Source organism: Pseudoalteromonas sp. SG44-1 (genome assembly GCF_014164315.1).
Classification (GTDB): Bacteria; Pseudomonadota; Gammaproteobacteria; order Enterobacterales; family Alteromonadaceae; genus Pseudoalteromonas; species Pseudoalteromonas rhizosphaerae.
This window is the reverse complement of record NZ_JACJEW010000044.1, coordinates 18123-36816: the sequence shown is the minus strand read 5'-3', so window position 1 is coordinate 36816 and position 18694 is coordinate 18123. Positions and strand designations below refer to the sequence as shown.

The window sequence follows — 18694 nt, the reverse complement described above, 5'->3', positions numbered from 1 at the left end:
TCTAAGCACCCAAAGCAGTCAAAAGAAAGCCAAGAGGCTTTTAAAAAAGTTCCAAGTGGAAACGATCCTTCACACCCCAGGACATCTCCCTTTAGATCGCATTGATGTGTGGTTTCAAGATGAAGTTGGACAACAAAATCAAACAACACGCTTATGGGCTGAAACAGGCTCTAGGCCCCGCGCAACAAAACAACAGCAGTTTGAGTATGGATACTTATTTGGTGCAGTCTGCCCAAGTAATGGTAAAACAGAAGCGCTGATCAGCCCTATCGTCAATAAAGAGGTCATGACGCAACACATGGAATTAATATCAAAAGCCACGGAGGCAGGACGTCATGCGGTCGTGATCGTTGATGGCGCTGGTTGGCATACTATTGATACGGTACAACCATTCAATAATGTCACACTAATAAAACTTCCGCCTTACTCCCCGGAGTTAAATCCAATAGAGCAAGTATGGAGTTGGCTACGGCAACACTGTCTATCAAACCGTGTATTTAGTGGTTATGAAGAAATAGTCGAACAGGTATTGCAAGCGTGGAATAAATTCATCTCAGTGCCTGATACGGTTAAAAGCATATGCTCTAGAGACTGGATAAAATTGACTTAATCTTTATGCAGATTGGTATAAGGAGGCAAGGTATCACAGAGACATTTTTAATGCCTTCATCAACATTGCCCATGTGCCAGCTTGCGTGATCAACTATGACCACAGCGTGCTCTCCATAGCGCGTCGCATCCGAAATGTGTTTGGTATTAGCCTAGAAGGTTGTTAAAATAAATTCGACTTCAATCAGCAAGCCATTGAAATAGAGTGTTATTTTCGGTTGTATTGTTCACTCTGAGTTCTAACAGGGAGCTTATTGAGTTAGATTTAAGATCTAATATTGGATTGCCTTTATTTTCCTCCAAAGTAACATTGTTTTTAAGACCTTTTTCGGTTACTTCACAGGTGCCATTTTTACAAATAACATCAGGTTCTGGTCTGAGGAGCTGCTTATCTGAAGTAATAATAACATACCGATCATCAACCTTAGAAGAATCTTCAAAAGCCTTAAATTTTTCAGCCGAAAAGCTTGGCACTATTCCCGCTTTTATTTCTATCATATGTTGTAGAAATTGGTAACTACCCCTATGAGACAATGCACTTAAACCTGGTTCAGTCATAAACGAAATGAAACCCTCATCTATATCAGATGAAGATAATTTTTTCTGACTATCAAGAATATTATTTATCGTAGCTTGATCTTTATCCGTAAAGCTGACCGCAAGCTGGTATCCTTCACCGTTGAAGTGTCCATTATTAAAATTATTAAGTATCTTCCCATCGTCATGCATTCTGTAACCACCAAGATCACTGGCAAACTGACGGATATACTTAAAATCTATATTATTATTATCAGCATATTCATAGATATCAGCTAATAACTCTCTATCTCCTTGTGTCAAAAATTCATAAGAACTTCGCATTAAGTTAGATAAGGACATCCCATCAGCGCCGCTTAAAATTTCTGATTCAGTACCACCAAAAATATCCGTCACCATAGCTTCATAATAATGCTCAGACCGGCTTATATTTTTGCTTTTTTCTAAATCCCGTTCATCTAAAATAGACTCGAACTGTGATGTTACTTGCGAGCTATATTTATCGGAAACCATCGCTTTACTAAAAGAAGAAAAAGAGTTCATATGAGATAATAGTAATTCTTCAAATGATGCTAGTGCGGTAACGTTACTTTCGTATTTAAGGCTGTCTCGTTTTAGGTTTGATAGGTTTTGCTGATCAAGTGTGTGCCATCTTTCATATGCAGCTACCCTCTCTGAGCTGCTAAATGTATTACTTGTGTCTAATGCTATCGTCTCAAGTTTTGATTTGGATAAATGTTCAAATTCCCATTTTGCTGTGGCAACCTCATCACTATTTATTTTTGCATTTGAAGAGAGTATTTCCTTATGTAGAGATAAATTTTGCTGACTTAATTTAGAAATATCAATAGAGCTTTTGGCCTTACTTAATTTCGACGATAATGAAGAAACCGATGCATGTATTTCTATATCCTTACTTTTTTTGGGGTCAGATTGTGGCTGAGGAAAAGCTTTTCTCGCATTTAACAAACTTCTCTTGATATCAGGTATATCCATACTATTGACCCTCTAAACGAAAATAGACTCCTTTGATTAAATTTGGAGTCTAAGGTGTTAATTAGTTAGTTGTGTAGTTAAAAGTTATACTTTCTATTCTATTTGGTGTTGAATAATGGAAAGTACCAGTTGCTTCAACTCTATGAACAATTGATACTTGAATACCTGGTTTGAAGCTCTCACCATTAAATACTGTTACCTCTCCAGTAGAGTTTGGCACAATTGGTTCGCACTTAATGGGATTGTTGTTATATGCTCGATAAAAGCACAATTCAACAATCTCGCCAAAAGAATCTGGGTAATTTGCAGATGTGTAATTAATCCCAGTAATTTTACCTGTTTTACTCTCAAGTGGAATATCTCTTAAATCGCCATGTAATATAGAAAATAGAGATGATGACAGACCACCGGCAGAGCTTAATACTAGCATCCTGCTTTGTACCTTTTTTACATTATTTTAATGAGGCAACATTGTCAATGTAATAAGAACAAATTATTCAATCTGGTTAGCTAGGCCATACTATGTAATGGATATTTGTACGTTTAAGTATCCATTATTAAATGATCACTTTTTTAAATTCAAATGAGAGGGCACCCAACTAAATTACAAAAACTATTACTAGGTTTACTCGCTGATCTTATGCTTATAAAGCAGAAGAGCTGAGCGCTTCATGTTTGTGTGGGAGTTTGTCGACTATGAATGGGGATCCCGTGTCGAGACTGTAGCTGTCATCTAGCTAATTAAAAGTTGAGTGCAGTAAAGCATAGCCTTTGACCTTTAGAAAATATTATCTTGTTGCAATTTCCTCCTTGGTTTACTTTCTGAGCTGTGTAAAACTAGCTGGGTTAATTTAGTAAATCAGGTGACATGAATGTCGAATATAAAAGCTTGGAAACTTATCAGTTTATTTTGTTTGGTAAGCTTACTTATGGGCTGTCAATCGAAAGAAGAGCAGTTACAAGAAACAATTAAACAATCTATAGCTAAAGCTGAAGTTGAGTTAGCAGGACTTGGTAGTGCCTTAGATAACGGCTCAATTCGTAATGCCGCTTTATTAAGCGAATATGGCCGTATACTTAGCAATGAAAAGCCAGAGCTAGCTAAAATTGCTGGCGTGCTCGTGCAAGATGCAACTCGAAAAGGCCCGCTTTACTCAGGTTTGCAACAACGCTTAGCTGATATCAAAAGTACTTACCTTATTCCTCCTTACGATGAAACACTGCAAAATATTGATTTGTTGCGAGATGCTGCAAAGCCCGCTTTATTTTCGGATGCTTTGACCGATCCTATTAACATGCTTGCTGATATGTCGGGTGGCTCGCTTGCGCGTGTCGGTGCAATCAGTCAGCAGGCTGAAGAGGTTGGTGAAGGCAACCAGTTAGTCGGCAATCCTAATTATGGTAATTGGCAAACTAACAGTAGCGGTATCAGCTTTTGGCAGTGGTATGGCATGTACCGCATTTTAGGTGATGTATTTGATCGTGTTGAATATGGTAGTTGGAGCAAGCGCCGTAAGTATAGTTATTATAATGATTATGGTCGTGCGCGTTATTCTAGCCCTAAGCAAATTAAAGCACAAACCGCCGTTGAAACACGTACTAAGCAATCGTATCAACGCCAAGGTAAGCAATTCACAAGCCCTTATGCATCTAAAAAAACCGGGGCTTCTGGGTTAAGTCGTAGCAGTTATACACCACCAAAAAGTCGCAGTAGTTACTCCAAAACCAGTAGCTATAGTAAAGACTCGGGATCGGTCAGAAACAGCAATAATAGAACCTCTCGCGGTGTCAGTCGCGGTAAGTAAACGGCTATTTAAAGATTTAGTGTTGGAGTTTAAAGAATATGTACGAATTTAATGGAATAACTATGTGGTCACTACAAGCAATCGCGATTGATTTTGCGATTATTATTGCACTGTTTGTGAGCCTTAAATATATCAAAGGTTGGGTATCTAACTTACATGCCAATGATGAGATCACTGAGCGTGATAATTTTGCGTTTGGTATTAGCTTTGCTGCTGGCTTAGTTGCTTTAGCAATTGTGCTGACGGGTGTAAGCAGTGGTGCATTTGCAGTGAGCTTACAGCAAGAAGCATTGCAAATGGCAGCTTATGGTTTGTTAGCTATTGTGCTAATAAAGCTTGGGCACTTTTTTCAAGATAAAGTGGCACTGCGCAAAGTCAGCTTACATGATGAAATAGTGAAGGGTAATGTAACTGCCGCGGTGATTGATTTTGGCCATGTTGTGAGTGTGGCAATCGTGATTCGCTCAGCGCTATTTTGGGTGGCTACAGAAGGCTGGCATGGTTTACCAATCGTTATAGCAGCGTTTATTATTGGTAGCATTGCGTTATTGCTCGTGAGCCAGTATCGCGTACAACTATTTAAGCGTACTAACCGAAGTGGAGATTGCCTACAACAAGCAATTGTTGACGGTAACTTGGCTGTTGGTATTCGCTATGCTGGCTTTTTAATCGGTAGCGCGCTTGCGCTTACTGCGGCTTCAGGTATCGCGCCTTATGCTGCAGATAGCATTAACACCAGCTTGATTTTCTGGGCGATTAGCGCTTTGATTAGTTTAATTGCATTTATCGTACTGCATTTAATTACGATTAAAATTATCCTTTCAGGTTGCGATATATCAGACGAAGTGAACCGTCAAAAAAATGTGGGTGTAGCAACTATTTCAGCGGCAATCTCGTTTGCTGTGGGTATTACCATGGCAACTCTATTAGGCGCGTAAAACTTGTCACATTCTAAGCAAAGCCCAAGTAAGTACTCCTTACTTGGGCATGATTTTTTATTAATTACTGTTATGGCCATACTCGCTGGGTGTGGCCTTATTTATGAATATCTGCTATCTCATTATGCCGGACGAGTTTTAGGCTCTGTAGAGAGCGCTATTTATGCGATGATAGGCACTATGATCGTAGCAATGGGTATAGGGGCTTTTTTAGCGCGTTGGTTTAAGGATGCCTTTACCGCTTTTGCTTGGCTTGAAAGTCTTATTGCACTTGTTGGTATGGGTTGTATCTTAGCTATAGCCAGCGTTATTGCTGTTAGTTATTCTTTACCGCATATTTTTTCTGACATTTTTAATCTACCAGCTGATGTAATTCTTAACGGCTATGTTTTTCAAAAACTCCAAGAGTGGTCACGATTCCTACCTTATGTATTTGGCTTATTGTTAGGTCTATTAATCGGTATGGAAATTCCACTTATCGCTCGCATACGTCAGCATGTTTATGGTCGTTTCTTAGAAAATAATGCAGGCACGATCTACGGTGCCGACTATATAGGTGCAGGTATTGGAGCGGCTATTTGGGTTAGCATTATGTTGGCTATGCCAATCATGCAGGCTGCGGCATGGACTGCGCTATTTAATATTATCGCAGGTTTGGCATTCTTATGGCGTTATCATAGCTATGTCCGTTACGCCAAACTATTACTGGTATGTCATATCGCTTTACTGGTGTTATTTGGTTTTATTTTAATGCTTGGTAGTAGCTGGATGAAAGATTTAAGTAATGTGCTTTATAAGGATAAAGTTATTTATTCTGAAGCGACGAAGTATCAGCATCTAGTGTTAACCGAGCGATTGAGCCGCAATCAACCCGATCCAATTACCGATCTTTACTTAAACGGCCGCTTACAGTTTTCTAGCATTGATGAACAAATTTATCATTCAATGTTAGTGTATCCGCCATTATTAGCCTCGAACCGTCACGATAATGTATTGATTATAGGCGGTGGTGATGGCTTAGCACTAAGAGACGTATTGAAGTGGCCTGTTAAAGAAGTCACTTTAATTGATTTAGATGCCCAGTTACTTAGTTTATTTGGTCATGATGACGATGAATTTAATCCTCCGGCAGCTATTCATGAGCGCTTAACTAAACTTAATAAGCACTCAATGGCTGATCCTCGATCGCATATTAAAGTGGGTGATGCTTTTCTTGAAGTAGAGCGGTTACTTGATGAAGGTAAGCGTTTTGATACCATCATTATTGACTTACCTGATCCGAATCATCCCGATTTAAATAAAATGTACAGTGACTATTTTTATAATCATATCCGTCAATTACTAGCCGCAGATGGTGCAATGGCTGTGCAGTCAACTTCGCCTTATCATGCTAAAAAAGCATTTTTAAGTATTGGTAAAACAGTCAAAGCGGCAGGTTTTAAGCATGTTGAGCAATACCAGCAAAATATTCCATCATTTGGACAATGGGGATGGACGATTGCAACCACCACAGGTCAATCTGCAAGTGCGAGAATTAGCGATATAACAAGCTTACCAGTTGCTTCTAGATGGATCAGTAAAAAATATTTATTGGCAGCATTCGTATTCCCCAATCATTATTTTGAACAAATAAATGATATTGAAGTCAATCAATTAGGCTCAGGTACTTTATATGATTATTATCGTAGTGCATGGCAGATAGAAAGTGAATTGTATAAAAATTAATAAATCATGGTTGACATAATATGTCGACCATGCGAATCTTAACTCAGACATAATATGTCAAATGACAAAAGGCAGAGACATGGAATTAAATGAACTTTCAATAAAACTAGCATCTTTTGAAACTGAAGGCGCTAACTTTGAGTCTTTCTTGATTGCCAATCCAGGCGAGCAAGATGTGTTGCAAGTCATAGTAGATGGCAATGATGAGCTTCCTATTTTTGTTACTCAGACACAAGAGCAGCTGTTATGTATTAGCTATTTGTTCGCTGATGAGGAAGTGAAGCCTGAACTACGTGATGAGTTGAATGAAACCTTATTACGTTTGAATGTACCAATCCCGCTGAGTGCATTTGCGAAGATTGATGATAAATATGCGATCTTTGGTGCTTTGTCGGTTAATTCATCGTTTGATGATATTACCCATGAGCTAGTTACTTTAGCTGATAATGCCATCGATGCATTAGAAGCGGTAACCATTTATTTAAACGATTAACAGCTAGCTATTTTAAGTGGAGTTAAGATTATGAGTATTTTAAAAAAGTTATTTACAGCAGTACGTGGCGGCGCGCGTGAAGCGGGCGAAGCAATTGTTGACGCGAATGGTATTCGTATCTTTGAACAAGAAATTGCTGATGCGCAAAACGCGCTGCAGCGTGCTAAAAAAAGCCTAACTGAAGTGATGGCTAAAGAAATGCAAACGAAGCGTAAGATTAGCGCATTAGATGCCTCAATTGCTGAGCACGAAGCGTATGCAGGTCAAGCACTTGAAAAAGGTAATGAACCGTTAGCGCTAGAAATTGCTGAGAAAATTGGCGACTTTGAAGCTGAAAAAGCAGAGCATGATCAAGTGTTAGCTGGTTTTAGCAATCACATTGTAACGTTGAAGCAGCAAGTAAAAGATGCTGAAAAATCGATCAAAGAAAACCAACGTCAGCTTACTATGGTTAAAACCACTGAAAGCGTGCAACAAGCAACAATGGCAGTAAATAGCACACTTAATACTAATAGCTCGTCGATGACGAATGCACGCCAATCACTTGAGCGTATTAAGCAACGTCAACAAGATCGTAGTGACCAGCTTGGTGCTGCTAAAGTACTTGAAGCTGACACTAATGGCGATGATCTTAAAGCTAAAATGGCTGAAGCTGGAATTGGTGATAGCAATCCAAAAAGTGCAGATATCTTAGCGCGTATTAAAGCGAAGCAAAACGGCTAACGCGCAATTACGATTATTAAAAGGTAACTTATTATAAGTTACCTTTTTTGCTTATGAGGCAGTCTATGTTTAACTTCTTTAAGTCTAAAAAAGCCCCTGAACGCCAATTAAATCACCCTAGTGAACTTAAAAAAGGTGATATGTTCACAGTGATTGATTCGTTTGCTTACCCAAGTTGGCTAAAAGGCCAAACATTGCGCGTTACCGATGTGCAAACTTATCAATATCAGCACAGTGCAGATTATGAGCTAGTACTTGAAAGTGATGCTGGCAAGGTGGTTTTTTTGCAAATAGAGCGCAGCGATGGTGAAGAGTGGGCGAATTTTTCAATCAAAATCCAACGTGATGAAGTGGATGAAATCTTCACACTGGATGAGTTTGCGCGCATCTTTGACGAAGACGATTTAACCTACTTAGAAGTGAAAAATACACCAGAGCGTTACATGCAGTTTTTAGCTAAAAGCTATCAACAAAGTGAATCACCATTTGTGTGTTATTTTCATAATAAAGATTATCGTAGCCAGCCATTACCACGCTATGAGCAAGAAGGTGGCGAACCATGCGAAATGATTTGCCTTGAGTCGAGCGATGGGAGCCATGGTTTAAACATTGAGATTTGGGATGGTGGAGAAACTGAAGTATCACTCACTTTAACCCGACCAATCACAGACATTGTTGATCTGTTCCCTGGAGATGCGCAGTGAGTAATGCAAAAGATAAATGGTTACGTCAGGAGCAGGCTGTAAGAGCCACGCAAATGGCGTTTGATCTTAGCAGTGAAGTGCAAAAATCGATAAAAAAGCAAGCCATTGATCAAGAGCTAACGCCATCCGATATGATCCGCAAAATTTTATCACTTGAGGTTAAATCAAAAAAAACGCGTCAACGTTTATCATTTAACCTTAATGATGAAGAAATAGCATTACTTGCTGAACGCTTTGGCGTTGCCCCAGATGATAAGCGGGCAGTAAAACAGCAAGTTGCTGAGTTACTGATTGCTCGAACTAGTAAACGCTAGGTTTTGCCTTCTGATTATTAAGCCCTTACACTTAGGGCTTAAATTATCAAATAATGAGTTGTTGTGAATATTATTTTAATCGCCTATCTACTAATTTTTGCTTTGTTTGGCACGGCAGCGAGTTATTTCTTACGGTTTATTTATGCCTATTGGGTTAAAAAGCAGATGCCGATGCATTTTATTTTTAAAGCAGGGATTTGTATTGTGGCGGTCGTGGTAATTTCCGCGCTGATCCCATTATTGGTATAGCGCGGTTGCAGCAGAGCGACTATTTTAGCTCAAACGACTGGCATTGCTGATCAATACATAATGCTTGCACAGGTAAAACCGGTAAACAATCATTTAAACCATTGGTTTTATTATCGGCAGTTTCTTGCTGAGTAATTTGATCCGCTAACTGTTCTGCATTTTCTTGTTGTGTGTGCAAGGTTGAGTACACTACATAGCGGCTTGGACCACCACAGGCGCGTTGGCCTACTTCAAGCACCTTACATTGAAAACTCGCGGTACAGCTATTATCTTGCACCAACTCAGCCAATGCGCTATTTAATTTAGATACATTTGTATTGCCGTTTGCTGGTGTTGAGTCAGAAGTGCTGACACAACCACTGAGGATCAGCAAACTGGCTGTTGTTACTAAAAATTTAGAATATGATGAACGACTCATATTGGTTTCCCTTAATAAACACTTGTCGCAGAGCTTTCTAGTTTAACACATTTATTTTCAATACACTGAGCCGCAGGGGCCGTCAGGTGCTGACAAATACTGATCATCTTGTTCTGTGCATTAAATTGGCTTTCAAGGTTGGTGATCTGCTGAGTTAACTTTTCAACGGCTTGCTCATTGGCCGTTTTATTAGAGTAAACAATATAGCTACTAGGGCCGCCGCACGCACGGCTACCAACCGGTAATACTTTACATTGAGAGCTGTTATCGCAGTTTAGATCTGCAATTTGTGTCTGTAATTGCTGGTGGACCTTTTTAATGTTATCTCTTGTTGCCGGAACTTCTGTTTGCGGGTTTAACGTAGTCGCTTGATTATTTTTAACTAGCGCTGCAGGAGCCGGGCTAAGTTGGTTGTTATTCGGGGTCGCAGCATCAGAACAAGCCGATAAACATAACGGCAGTAGAAGCGCGATAATAAATAAGCGCATGATAAACCTTCATAGTGGTGAACAAGTAACCACCATCATACACTTTGCAGATAACACAGCAATAAAAACTATGGCATTCAAAGGTTAAACCCGACGCTAAGGACGGGTTTAATATTTTTATAGCCCGCCTTGGGTTAATTTTGCGGGATTGAGTAAAGTTTCCAGCTCACTACGTGATAGGTCAGTTTCTTGCTCAGCAACATCAAGAATTGGACGGCCATCTTGATATGCTTGTTTGGCAATTTTAGCTGCTTTAGCATAACCAATGACTGGATTAAGCGCGGTCACTAATATGGGGTTTTTGGCGAGTGCTTTGTCGATATTGGTGTGTTTCACTTTAAAGGATCGAATCGCTTTATCAGCTAATGCTTGACTACTATTTGCCAGTAACTCAATACTTTGCAAAATATTGTAAGCTATTACAGGTAACATTACATTGAGTTCGAAGTTACCTGATTGACCTGCAACAGTAATAGTTGCGTCATTACCAATCACTTGTGCACTAACCATGGCTGCCGCTTCAGGGATCACAGGATTTACTTTACCGGGCATAATTGATGAACCGGGTTGCAGTGCTTCAAGTTCGATTTCACCAAGGCCAGCTAGTGGACCTGAATTCATCCAACGTAGGTCGTTTGCTATCTTCATTTGTGCAACAGCGAGCACTTTTAGCTGCCCTGATAAAGCGACAATGGTGTCTTGCGAACCTATGTTATAAAAAAAGTTTTTGCTTGGCACAAAGCGTACACCGACGTTGGCACTGAGATTTTTACAAAATTGCTCAGCAAACAGGGGATCGGCATTTATACCAGTACCAACGGCTGTGCCTCCTTGCGCTAAAGCAGATACCCCTTCAAGGCTATAGCGGATCCCTGCCATTGCACTATCAACTTGGTGTTGCCAAGACCCTAGAGTTTGCGCAAATGTCACTGGCATAGCATCCATCAAATGAGTTCGACCCGTTTTTACGATTTCACCTATTTCTGACTTTTTGCGCTCCAACGTTTGTGATAGCTGATCCAGCGCCGGAAATAGTTCATACACCACGTTAATTACACTGCTTACAGCAATAGTGGTAGGGATCACGTCGTTAGAGCTTTGCCCCATGTTTACGTCGTCGTTGGGATGGATAACCTCATCACCATAACGACTTGCTAAAGTTGCAATCACCTCATTAGCATTCATATTAGTGCTAGTACCTGACCCTGTTTGAAATATATCAATAGGGAAGTGTTCTAAATGTTCGCCATCAATGATCTCTTGGCATGCGCGCTCGATTAACTGTGCTTTATTTTTACTGAGATGACCTAGCTCGTAGTTGCTTTGCGCTGCGGCCTGTTTGATATAAGCAAGAGCGGTAATAAACTGTTTTGGCATTACTAAATCGCTAATGCGAAAGTTATTTACAGCACGTTGAGTTTGCGCTTGATAAAGTGCATCTGTAGGGACTTGTAATTCGCCCATACTATCTGATTCGGTTCTAAATTCGCTCATGAAAACTCCTAGAAAGGGTTAAATTCGTGACTGAGAATACGGGCTTCACGCTCTAGTATCAGGTATTTCTTGATACTATTATGACTTCTATAAAAGCGCTTTAATGCCAGTAACGGTTTATAAAGTTGCTCTAAACATTGTTTGCGAATTGCACAATGGACTAAAGAGTCGCACATTTTGTTGAGGATTTCATGGAAAGTGCGTCTTAGATAGAGTTCTTGCAGCAATAGACTGTGGTTTTTTTCGTAATGACGTGCAGCACTCAGGCCAGCTTCAATGTAATTTGCCACTAAAGCTGGCGCATGTAGCCCAGGTCGCGGGCAAATACATTTCATTTGCTGTTGATAATAAAGCATAGCGTGATGTTCATGCATAAGAAAAACCGATTAACTGTAATGGTAATTATTATCATTACAGTTAATCGGTTTCGGTGCAAGTCACAAATTGTAAATATTGGCGGAAGGTGAGTTTTTTAATTGTAGCCAAGAATAAATATTTGGTCTGTTTCATGTATTAACGCCTGATTTTGTTGATTTGTTTGCGATAGTAAATCAATTACAGTGGCACGTTCATCACAGCCTATTTTATCTGTTACTGGTTTTTCACTTGCCGCAATTGCAGCGTCTAGGGCGGTATAAGGTGATATATACATAATCTTCTCCGTTTGGTTGATTCAATTAGATAGTTGCATAACTCATACCATGCTCAATATTTTTTTTATTACTTTGAATTATATAGTTTTTATATAAAATTAATTATTTAATAGCGACATCTGTTGCAAGATTTGCTTTACTAATGGGCATACTTTACCAATCTTGGTGCATCTGTATTGAGATGCTTGGAAATATATATGACGAAACCTTTCTCGCAAGCGTGTGAAAATAATAAAAATCCAATATTAAGCGTCATCACAGCATATTTAGCACAAGTCGAGAGTGTGTTAGAGGTGGGATCAGGTACGGGGCAACACAGCGTGCACTTCGCTGCTAATTTGCCTCACTTACAATGGCATACCAGTGATCGCTTGGTTAATCATAATGGTATTAAACAGTGGCTTGATGAAGCAAAGCTAGATAACTTGCACGCACCAGTAGAGTTAGATCTAAATCGCCCTTGGCCAATAAATACCGTTGATGCTATTTATACTGCTAATACGTTACACATCGTCAGCAAACCGTTAGTTGAGCAATTTTTTACTGGTGTTAATAAGCATTTATTGTCAAAAGGTCTCGTGTGTATTTATGGCCCATTTAAATACAACGGCAACTTTACCAGTGAAAGTAATCAGCGTTTTGATGAATTTTTAAATCAGCAAGACAGCCAAAGTGGCATTCGTGATTTCGAATGGGTACAGCAATTAGCTGAGCAAGCAGGGTTAATGCTTGTTGATGATATTGCGATGCCTGCTAATAATCAGTTATTGATTTTTAAACGTCATTAGTTATCAATCTTAAAAGGTAATAATTCAGTGCATTGCTGATGATAGATGCGCATATGCTGACGCTCACGTTGTAAGTAATCTGCTATCGCAGGGCTAAAAGTAGCATCCATTACGGCATGTACGGAGTGAGTAAATACCGGTGCAAAACCTCGTGCTATTTTATGCTCGCCCTGCGCACCTGAGTGAAAACACTGAAGCTGATGTTTAATACAATATTCAATACCTTGGTAATAGCAAAGCTCAAAGTGCAGGCAATCAATTTCTGCTATAGCTCCCCAATAGCGCCCGTATAGTGTGTCATTATTTTTAAAGCTCAGTGTTGCAGCGACCACTTCGTGATCATGGATGGCATGCATGATCACCAGTTTATCGGCCATTAAGGCATGTAACAAAATAAAAAAGTCATGATTTAAATAACCCATGTGGCCAGAGCGTTTTAAATAAGTGCGTTGGTAAAATTCGCAAAACTGGCTCATCACAGCTTTAGTTATCTGTTCACCTTGCAGCCATTTAATACTAATATTTTGCTGGGTTATTTTATTACGTTCTTTTTTCAATACTTTACGTTTTCGTGCGGTTAACTGCGCTAAAAAATCGTCAAAAGTAGCGTAGTTTTGATTTTGCCATTGAAACTGCACGCCAATACGATGCATACCTTGATGTGGTGTGAGTTGAGAGACTTGCAGTTGCGAGCAAAAGTTAATGTGCCAGCCAGACCAACCTTGTTGCTCACATTGAGCTGTTAAAGTCTTTGTTATGTACTGATACACTTGTTCTGGGTGTGAGTGTGCAATCGCAAGGCGTTGACCTTCAATAGGGCTAAACGGTGAGCCAGATAACCACTTAGGGTAATATTCTAAACCATGTTGCTGGTAAGCTTCAGCCCATGCCCAGTCAAATACATATTCGCCATAAGAGTGACTTTTTAGATAGCCGGGTGCTAATGCCACCAAAGTATCATTTTGGTAAATGGCTAAATGTTGCGGTTGCCAACCAGACGCGGCGGATACGCATTGGCTTTGTTCTAATGCAAATAAAAATGCATGATCAGTAAATGGATTATCGGCAAAAAACTGCTGCCAAACAGCGGTATCTATTGCACTGATACTGGTTAACCAGCGGTGACTAAATATACTCATTATTGATTGCCCTGCGAGCCTTCAACCTGCTTTATAAACTGTTTTATATAGAGTGCTTGCTCAGTAAAGTAAGGGTTGTAAGTCAGACGTTGAAAGGTTGGAAATGCTGCAATATTTTCTGCAGTACGCTCGCCAATATTAGGTTTTTCGGTCGTTTTACATTGCTTATACAAAGTATCATCATCGAGGTAACTGCCGCAATTGCGATAAGCGCCAGCAATACCGTAGTAAGGGTTATCAGGTGAGTTAACTACGGCAATATGAGAAATACCATGAATGTTTTTACAGATTGTATTTTTGCACTGTGGATTTAATACCCTATAGCCTTTTGGAAAACCACTGGTAATGGTTGTTTTATCACCGTAAAAAACCAAGGTATCTAAGCTATTTGCAGGGCGTATCTTTACATCATGCAAGGCGCTTAACAATTGCAGCGATGCACGGGTATCAATGGTGGTATCTATATCACTCATCACTGAAAAAATAGCCAAGTTTGGTAATTGACGCTCGATTAGTTCTGGTAACGCGATTGAGCGCATAACATCATCGGCTGCGGTTGCAGCATTAAATGGAAACGACTCATATTTAGCAAAATCAATATCGGCGTCTTTATCTATCCAATTCACAAAGGGAATACGGTCAATCCACTTCGCCAGCCAACCATTTTTATTGTGTGGTTCAGTGGCGGGCGAAAATAGCATCAGTGCAGTTATTTTTGGGTCAACGGGCTCGACAGTTAAATAATTAAGTAATAGGGCTGCGCCTGTAGAGTAGCCACCTAAAATCACCTGATCAAAATCTTTTATAGTACGTTTAATTGCATAGTCTACAGCTTGCTGCCATTGTTTGGCATTAATACTGCTTAGTGCATTAGCTGCGGTGCCATGGCCTGGTAACAGCAAAGTACGTACGGTATAGCCTTGTTGAAAGTAAATTTGTGCCAAGTCATGATAGGTAAATGGAGAGTCGGTAAGGCCATGAATTAATAGAACTGCTTTGTGGTTGTTATTTTGGCGTAATTCAAATGGCGCTATAAGATCAACTATATTAGGGGGGCTAGTGCGTTGCTGTTGTTTAACTAAAAGCTGATAGGTATCAGTTAAAATAGGGCAAGGCATTGATGCGCGCGGGTTTGCCGCTAAAATATGTTGGTATGCAAAGCTTAAATAATCACTAAATGCTTGCTCACTATGATAGGAAAAATCCGTATTAGCATTGCTTTTTTCAAACCGTAATAGGCCCTGCTTTTTGCTGTTCATAATATAGTTTAAATCAGTTAACTGAGTAACGCAGTTGGTTTGGCTGATAGCAAGGCTAGAGGTTGTTATTAAAGTGAGAGTTAGTAATATTCCATTAAGGCTCATAAACATCTACATAATTGATTAGGCACTCGGTTAGCTTATCGAGTTCGAGGGGTTTTGCAAGATGCTGATTAAAACCAATTGCTAAGGCATTGGCTTTATCCTCAGGCATTACATCAGCGGTTAAGGCAATGACGGGTAATTGTTCAGTACTTTTAATTTGACGTATCAAGGCGGTGGCTTGGTAACCGTCCATAATGGGCATTTGGCAATCCATTAACACTAAATCGAAGTCATTTATTTTAACTTGCTCTACTGCTAATTCGCCATTTTCAACCAGTGTTGGAGTGATCCCCAAAGAGCTAAGCATTGCTTTTATTACTAATTGATTGACGCTGTTATCTTCTGCAACCAGTATCTTTAGTTTGCTTAAATCAACATGCTGTTGTGTGTGCTTTGCCGTTACTTGTTGCGCAGCACAGGTATTTAACTCGACAGACAGGGTAAATGTGGAGCCTTTACCTGGCTCGCTTTGTACGCTGATATCTCCAGACATTAGCAAACTAAGTTCTTTTGCGATTGTTAAGCCAAGCCCGGTGCCACCAAACTTGCGTGATGTGGAATTATCAGCTTGGGTGAATGCATCAAATAATTTACTTTGCTCTGATGGCGCAATGCCGATGCCAGAGTCCTTAATAGCCAAAGTAATTTGCCTACGTTTATCGGTGATCTCCTTACAGTATGCGCTAACACTTACTTCACCTTCGCAGGTAAACTTAATGGCGTTACTACATAGGTTTAATAAAATTTGCTCAATTCGCATAACATCACCTTCAAACCAAATATCAGTTGGTAATTGGTTATCAACCTTCCAGTGAATGCCTTTTTGTTCAGCGCTTTGTTCGAACATACTACTAATCCGAGCAAGAAGAGCATTTAAATCAAAAGGAGCGACTTCCAAGGTGAGCTTTTGTGATTCAATTTTAGAGATATCGAGTACATCATTGATTAAACTTAACAATGATTTAGACGCTAAATTAATTTTATTTAGATAACCGATGAGAATTTCAGCGCTATCTTCACTTTTAGCTAAGGTTGAAAAACCGATCACTGCATTAAGCGGCGTACGAATTTCATGACTCATATTGGCTAAAAACCGGCTTTTAGCTTGATTCGCTAAATCAGATTGCTTTTTAGCTCTGACAAGCGAGCGAGTACGTTCCGCTACTAAGCGCGATAGAGCAATATGTTGATGATTAAATAACAGTAATACCAGTAAAATAAGTGAGCTTACAATGACCTGTAGAATAATTAAAAAGAGTGTCATGTGATTAGTTTGATGCGGTAGAAACTCATCTTTAATCGTTAAATCAACTAGCCATGTTTGCCCTGCAAAATTAATCGTGATGGTTGTAAGCTTATTGCTTTTGGTCGGCACATTTTCGGCGTTTGAATAAAACGGGTTGGTAGCATTGGCTTCATAAATAGCGATATTAAACATCTTATTTTGTGCTTGCGTAAGCGATTGAGCAAGTATGTTTTCCACTAAAAATACACCTGTTGCGTAGCCTTTAATTGAGGCAACTTCATTATTTTGTTGATACACCGGAGCAAATAATAAATAAGCGGGCTCAGGTTGTTGTGCTTGCACTAATTGAATTATTTTAGTGCCTACAGGGCGATTTTTGATGCGTGGGTCGAGTAAAGTCTCACGGCGATCTTTACGAGAATTGAGGTTAAAACCAATAGCGGATTGATTTTCTGAAAAAGGGGCGATATAGGTAATAATCACTAATGGATCGTCGTTTGATAATGGCGCTCCTTTAATACTCGGATCAAAGTTATATGAATTATAAATTTCATCGAGCTGCTTGTTAAAATCACTGACCTGAGCTGGGGGAATTTTGCGATTCCATGAAAATGCTTTAATAAATGAATGCTCAGCCAGTAATTGGGCACTGTAGCTATCAAACTCTTGCTGACTTAAAGTTGGTGTTGATTGAATTTGGCTCGCAAGGCTTTGTACGGTTATTTGGCTAAGATTTAAATTGCGCAGTAAACTGTTTTCAATGATAGATGTTTCACGCTTGGCAATTTGTATCGCATTTGAATAAGTCTCTTGGTTGTATAGTTTAGTGGTTAAGGCGACAGAGACGAATAATACCGAGCAGACTGCGATGGTTGGCAATGGGGTGACGTAGTGTCGTTTAAATTTAGGCTGTAGTAAGGCCAATAAAAAGGGGGTTGCGATCAGCACACCGAGTGAGTCACCTAACCACCAATAAGTAACATTTTTCCAGTGATTTTCAATGCTGTAGGCGGGATTAAATTGACTTAAAGCATAGACTCCAATATTGGCCGATATGAGGCTGACGACAATACCGACGATAAAAATAAAATAAATAATCGATTGGCGTTGTTTTAAATACAGCGGATGGCCTAGCCAGTACTTTAAAAGAGCAGCGCCAATCATGCCTTGTAGCACGGCGCCTAAGCCGATTAGCAGTACTTGTTCTAGCGTATTGCCAATTAAAACCTGATCAGTGATCGGGTTATCACCGGTACTTAAATTAAAGGCGACAGAGGCAATAAATAATGCCGGCATAAAACGCCACCACCAGATAAAACAGCCAACTAAGGCAATACCAGCAGGGAGCCAAATAGGGATGACTTGTGATTGAAAGGCAAAATTAGTTAATAACTTACCAGTTGCAAAATAAGCAACAGCAAACGATATGTAAAAAACAAAAGAACTGGATGTTGAACGAAAAATCTTCACATGCATCCTTGTTAAATATTATTTTTATAATGATATTTCAGTATAGCGAATCGACACTAAATAGTATTATTTTTTAAAGTGGTAGCTGCCTTTTGCTAAATGTTTGCTTTAAAACCACTGTAGACTCAATGTTAGCAATACAATCAATACTCCCAAGCTTATATTTAACAAAACTTTCGTAGCTTTCTAAATCGGTAGCAATAATCTTCAATAAGTAATCATAGCTTCCTGATATGACAGAGCACTCCAGTACATGATTCAGTTTTTCCACGTGTTCTTCAAACATATTTGCCGCACTGGCGGAATTGTGGCTCAACCGCACAAACGCATAGACCAGCACTTTTAACCCGAGTGCGCGTGGGTTTAAGGCTGCGTGATAGCCAGTGATCACCTTACTTGCTTCAAGTTTTTTTATACGCCTTAAGCAAGGGGTATCCGATAAGCTTACAGTTGTTGCAAGTTCTGATACAGAGGTACGCGCATTGCTTTGTAACAACGTTAGTAATTGTTGATCTTTTTTATCTAAACTCATAACTATGAC

At 39.6% G+C, this 18694-nt stretch carries 20 protein-coding genes and 1 pseudogene; 10 read left to right on the top strand and 11 right to left on the bottom strand.

Features of this window, described 5'->3' with window-relative positions; translation table 11 throughout:
* Nucleotides 1-610, top strand: a pseudogene (locus tag H5187_RS17640) (IS630 family transposase); the annotation flags it as partial.
* Between the two features lie 179 nt (nt 611-789).
* On the opposite strand, the gene H5187_RS17635 reads toward H5187_RS17640, so the two are convergent.
* Complete coding sequence (locus H5187_RS17635) at nt 790-2142, bottom strand: hypothetical protein (protein WP_182740658.1); 1353 nt, start codon at nt 2140-2142, stop codon at nt 790-792.
* 61 nt (nt 2143-2203) lie between these two features.
* A complete protein-coding gene (locus H5187_RS17630) occupies nt 2204-2572 on the bottom strand; it encodes a hypothetical protein (RefSeq protein WP_182740657.1) in 369 nt (122 codons plus the stop codon).
* 442 nt (nt 2573-3014) lie between these two features.
* Here H5187_RS17630 and H5187_RS17625 point away from each other — a divergent pair, with 442 nt between their 5' ends.
* From H5187_RS17625 to H5187_RS17590, 8 genes are all read left to right on the top strand, one after another.
* Nucleotides 3015-3947 carry a CHAD domain-containing protein gene (locus H5187_RS17625; RefSeq protein WP_182794212.1) on the top strand — a complete coding sequence of 311 codons (933 nt, stop codon included), beginning with the start codon at nt 3015-3017 and terminating at the stop codon, nt 3945-3947.
* Between the two features lie 38 nt (nt 3948-3985).
* Nucleotides 3986-4885: a DUF350 domain-containing protein gene (locus tag H5187_RS17620; RefSeq protein WP_182719302.1), complete on the top strand. Its 900-nt coding sequence runs from the start codon at nt 3986-3988 to the stop codon at nt 4883-4885.
* Between the two features lie 3 nt (nt 4886-4888).
* Entirely contained in the window at nt 4889-6610 is a 1722-nt protein-coding gene (locus tag H5187_RS17615; RefSeq protein ID WP_182798106.1) for a polyamine aminopropyltransferase, read from the top strand.
* A gap of 79 nt (nt 6611-6689) precedes the next feature.
* Nucleotides 6690-7103 (top strand): YjfI family protein, encoded by a 414-nt coding sequence (locus H5187_RS17610; protein WP_145242701.1) that lies wholly within the window; start codon nt 6690-6692, stop codon nt 7101-7103.
* 30 nt (nt 7104-7133) lie between these two features.
* Nucleotides 7134-7826, top strand: a complete 693-nt coding sequence (locus tag H5187_RS17605) for a PspA/IM30 family protein (RefSeq protein ID WP_145242702.1) — start codon at nt 7134-7136, stop codon at nt 7824-7826.
* A gap of 65 nt (nt 7827-7891) precedes the next feature.
* Nucleotides 7892-8530 (top strand): hypothetical protein, encoded by a 639-nt coding sequence (locus tag H5187_RS17600; RefSeq protein WP_149983355.1) that lies wholly within the window; start codon nt 7892-7894, stop codon nt 8528-8530.
* Nucleotides 8527-8844, top strand: coding sequence for a hypothetical protein (locus H5187_RS17595; RefSeq protein WP_145242704.1), 318 nt, complete (start codon nt 8527-8529; stop codon nt 8842-8844). The genes H5187_RS17600 and H5187_RS17595 overlap by 4 nt, the downstream gene beginning before the upstream one ends.
* A 63-nt stretch (nt 8845-8907) precedes the next feature.
* Nucleotides 8908-9093 (top strand): hypothetical protein, encoded by a 186-nt coding sequence (locus tag H5187_RS17590; RefSeq protein WP_145242705.1) that lies wholly within the window; start codon nt 8908-8910, stop codon nt 9091-9093.
* Nucleotides 9094-9112: 19 nt separating this feature from the next.
* Here H5187_RS17590 and H5187_RS17585 read toward each other — a convergent pair whose 3' ends face one another.
* From H5187_RS17585 to H5187_RS17565, 5 genes are all read right to left on the bottom strand, one after another.
* On the bottom strand, nt 9113-9511 hold the full coding sequence (locus H5187_RS17585; protein WP_145242706.1) for a hypothetical protein: 399 nt from the start codon (nt 9509-9511) through the stop codon (nt 9113-9115).
* 11 nt (nt 9512-9522) lie between these two features.
* Nucleotides 9523-9999: a hypothetical protein gene (locus tag H5187_RS17580; protein ID WP_182798105.1), complete on the bottom strand. Its 477-nt coding sequence runs from the start codon at nt 9997-9999 to the stop codon at nt 9523-9525.
* A gap of 117 nt (nt 10000-10116) precedes the next feature.
* Complete coding sequence (locus H5187_RS17575; RefSeq protein ID WP_149983353.1) at nt 10117-11493, bottom strand: lyase family protein; 1377 nt, start codon at nt 11491-11493, stop codon at nt 10117-10119.
* A gap of 8 nt (nt 11494-11501) precedes the next feature.
* Complete coding sequence (locus tag H5187_RS17570; RefSeq protein WP_257325145.1) at nt 11502-11867, bottom strand: hypothetical protein; 366 nt, start codon at nt 11865-11867, stop codon at nt 11502-11504.
* Nucleotides 11868-11965: 98 nt separating this feature from the next.
* Nucleotides 11966-12145: a hypothetical protein gene (locus H5187_RS17565; RefSeq protein ID WP_145242712.1), complete on the bottom strand. Its 180-nt coding sequence runs from the start codon at nt 12143-12145 to the stop codon at nt 11966-11968.
* 198 nt (nt 12146-12343) lie between these two features.
* Between H5187_RS17565 and H5187_RS17560 the strand changes: the two genes are divergently transcribed.
* On the top strand, nt 12344-12934 hold the full coding sequence (locus H5187_RS17560; protein ID WP_182798104.1) for a DUF938 domain-containing protein: 591 nt from the start codon (nt 12344-12346) through the stop codon (nt 12932-12934).
* On the opposite strand, the gene H5187_RS17555 is transcribed toward H5187_RS17560, so the two are convergent.
* The 4 genes from H5187_RS17555 to H5187_RS17540 form a co-directional block, all read right to left on the bottom strand.
* Nucleotides 12931-14073 (bottom strand): GNAT family N-acetyltransferase, encoded by a 1143-nt coding sequence (locus tag H5187_RS17555; protein WP_182740653.1) that lies wholly within the window; start codon nt 14071-14073, stop codon nt 12931-12933. The genes H5187_RS17560 and H5187_RS17555 overlap by 4 nt on opposite strands.
* Entirely contained in the window at nt 14073-15437 is a 1365-nt protein-coding gene (locus H5187_RS17550) for a carboxylesterase (protein ID WP_182740652.1), read from the bottom strand. The genes H5187_RS17555 and H5187_RS17550 overlap by 1 nt, the downstream gene beginning before the upstream one ends.
* Nucleotides 15427-18153 carry a CHASE domain-containing protein gene (locus H5187_RS17545; protein WP_182798103.1) on the bottom strand — a complete coding sequence of 909 codons (2727 nt, stop codon included), beginning with the start codon at nt 18151-18153 and terminating at the stop codon, nt 15427-15429. The genes H5187_RS17550 and H5187_RS17545 overlap by 11 nt, the downstream gene beginning before the upstream one ends.
* 73 nt (nt 18154-18226) lie before the next feature.
* Nucleotides 18227-18685, bottom strand: a complete 459-nt coding sequence (locus H5187_RS17540; protein ID WP_182785165.1) for an Lrp/AsnC family transcriptional regulator — start codon at nt 18683-18685, stop codon at nt 18227-18229.
* Between the last annotated feature and the right edge of the window lie 9 nt (nt 18686-18694).

What these genes read in the sequence shown, in the direction of transcription:
- H5187_RS17635 (WP_182740658.1), bottom strand. Translation starts at nt 2,142, where the DNA reads ATGGATATACCTGATATCAAGAGAAGTTTGTTAAATGCGAGAAAAGCT.
- H5187_RS17630 (WP_182740657.1), bottom strand. Translation starts at nt 2,572, where the DNA reads ATGCTAGTATTAAGCTCTGCCGGTGGTCTGTCATCATCTCTATTTTCT.
- H5187_RS17625 (WP_182794212.1), top strand. Translation starts at nt 3,015, where the DNA reads ATGTCGAATATAAAAGCTTGGAAACTTATCAGTTTATTTTGTTTGGTA.
- H5187_RS17620 (WP_182719302.1), top strand. Translation starts at nt 3,986, where the DNA reads ATGTACGAATTTAATGGAATAACTATGTGGTCACTACAAGCAATCGCG.
- H5187_RS17610 (WP_145242701.1), top strand. Translation starts at nt 6,690, where the DNA reads ATGGAATTAAATGAACTTTCAATAAAACTAGCATCTTTTGAAACTGAA.
- H5187_RS17605 (WP_145242702.1), top strand. Translation starts at nt 7,134, where the DNA reads ATGAGTATTTTAAAAAAGTTATTTACAGCAGTACGTGGCGGCGCGCGT.
- H5187_RS17600 (WP_149983355.1), top strand. Translation starts at nt 7,892, where the DNA reads ATGTTTAACTTCTTTAAGTCTAAAAAAGCCCCTGAACGCCAATTAAAT.
- H5187_RS17585 (WP_145242706.1), bottom strand. Translation starts at nt 9,511, where the DNA reads ATGAGTCGTTCATCATATTCTAAATTTTTAGTAACAACAGCCAGTTTG.
- H5187_RS17580 (WP_182798105.1), bottom strand. Translation starts at nt 9,999, where the DNA reads ATGCGCTTATTTATTATCGCGCTTCTACTGCCGTTATGTTTATCGGCT.
- H5187_RS17575 (WP_149983353.1), bottom strand. Translation starts at nt 11,493, where the DNA reads ATGAGCGAATTTAGAACCGAATCAGATAGTATGGGCGAATTACAAGTC.
- H5187_RS17570 (WP_257325145.1), bottom strand. Translation starts at nt 11,867, where the DNA reads ATGCATGAACATCACGCTATGCTTTATTATCAACAGCAAATGAAATGT.
- H5187_RS17565 (WP_145242712.1), bottom strand. Translation starts at nt 12,145, where the DNA reads ATGTATATATCACCTTATACCGCCCTAGACGCTGCAATTGCGGCAAGT.
- H5187_RS17560 (WP_182798104.1), top strand. Translation starts at nt 12,344, where the DNA reads ATGACGAAACCTTTCTCGCAAGCGTGTGAAAATAATAAAAATCCAATA.
- H5187_RS17555 (WP_182740653.1), bottom strand. Translation starts at nt 14,073, where the DNA reads ATGAGTATATTTAGTCACCGCTGGTTAACCAGTATCAGTGCAATAGAT.
- H5187_RS17550 (WP_182740652.1), bottom strand. Translation starts at nt 15,437, where the DNA reads ATGAGCCTTAATGGAATATTACTAACTCTCACTTTAATAACAACCTCT.
- H5187_RS17540 (WP_182785165.1), bottom strand. Translation starts at nt 18,685, where the DNA reads ATGAGTTTAGATAAAAAAGATCAACAATTACTAACGTTGTTACAAAGC.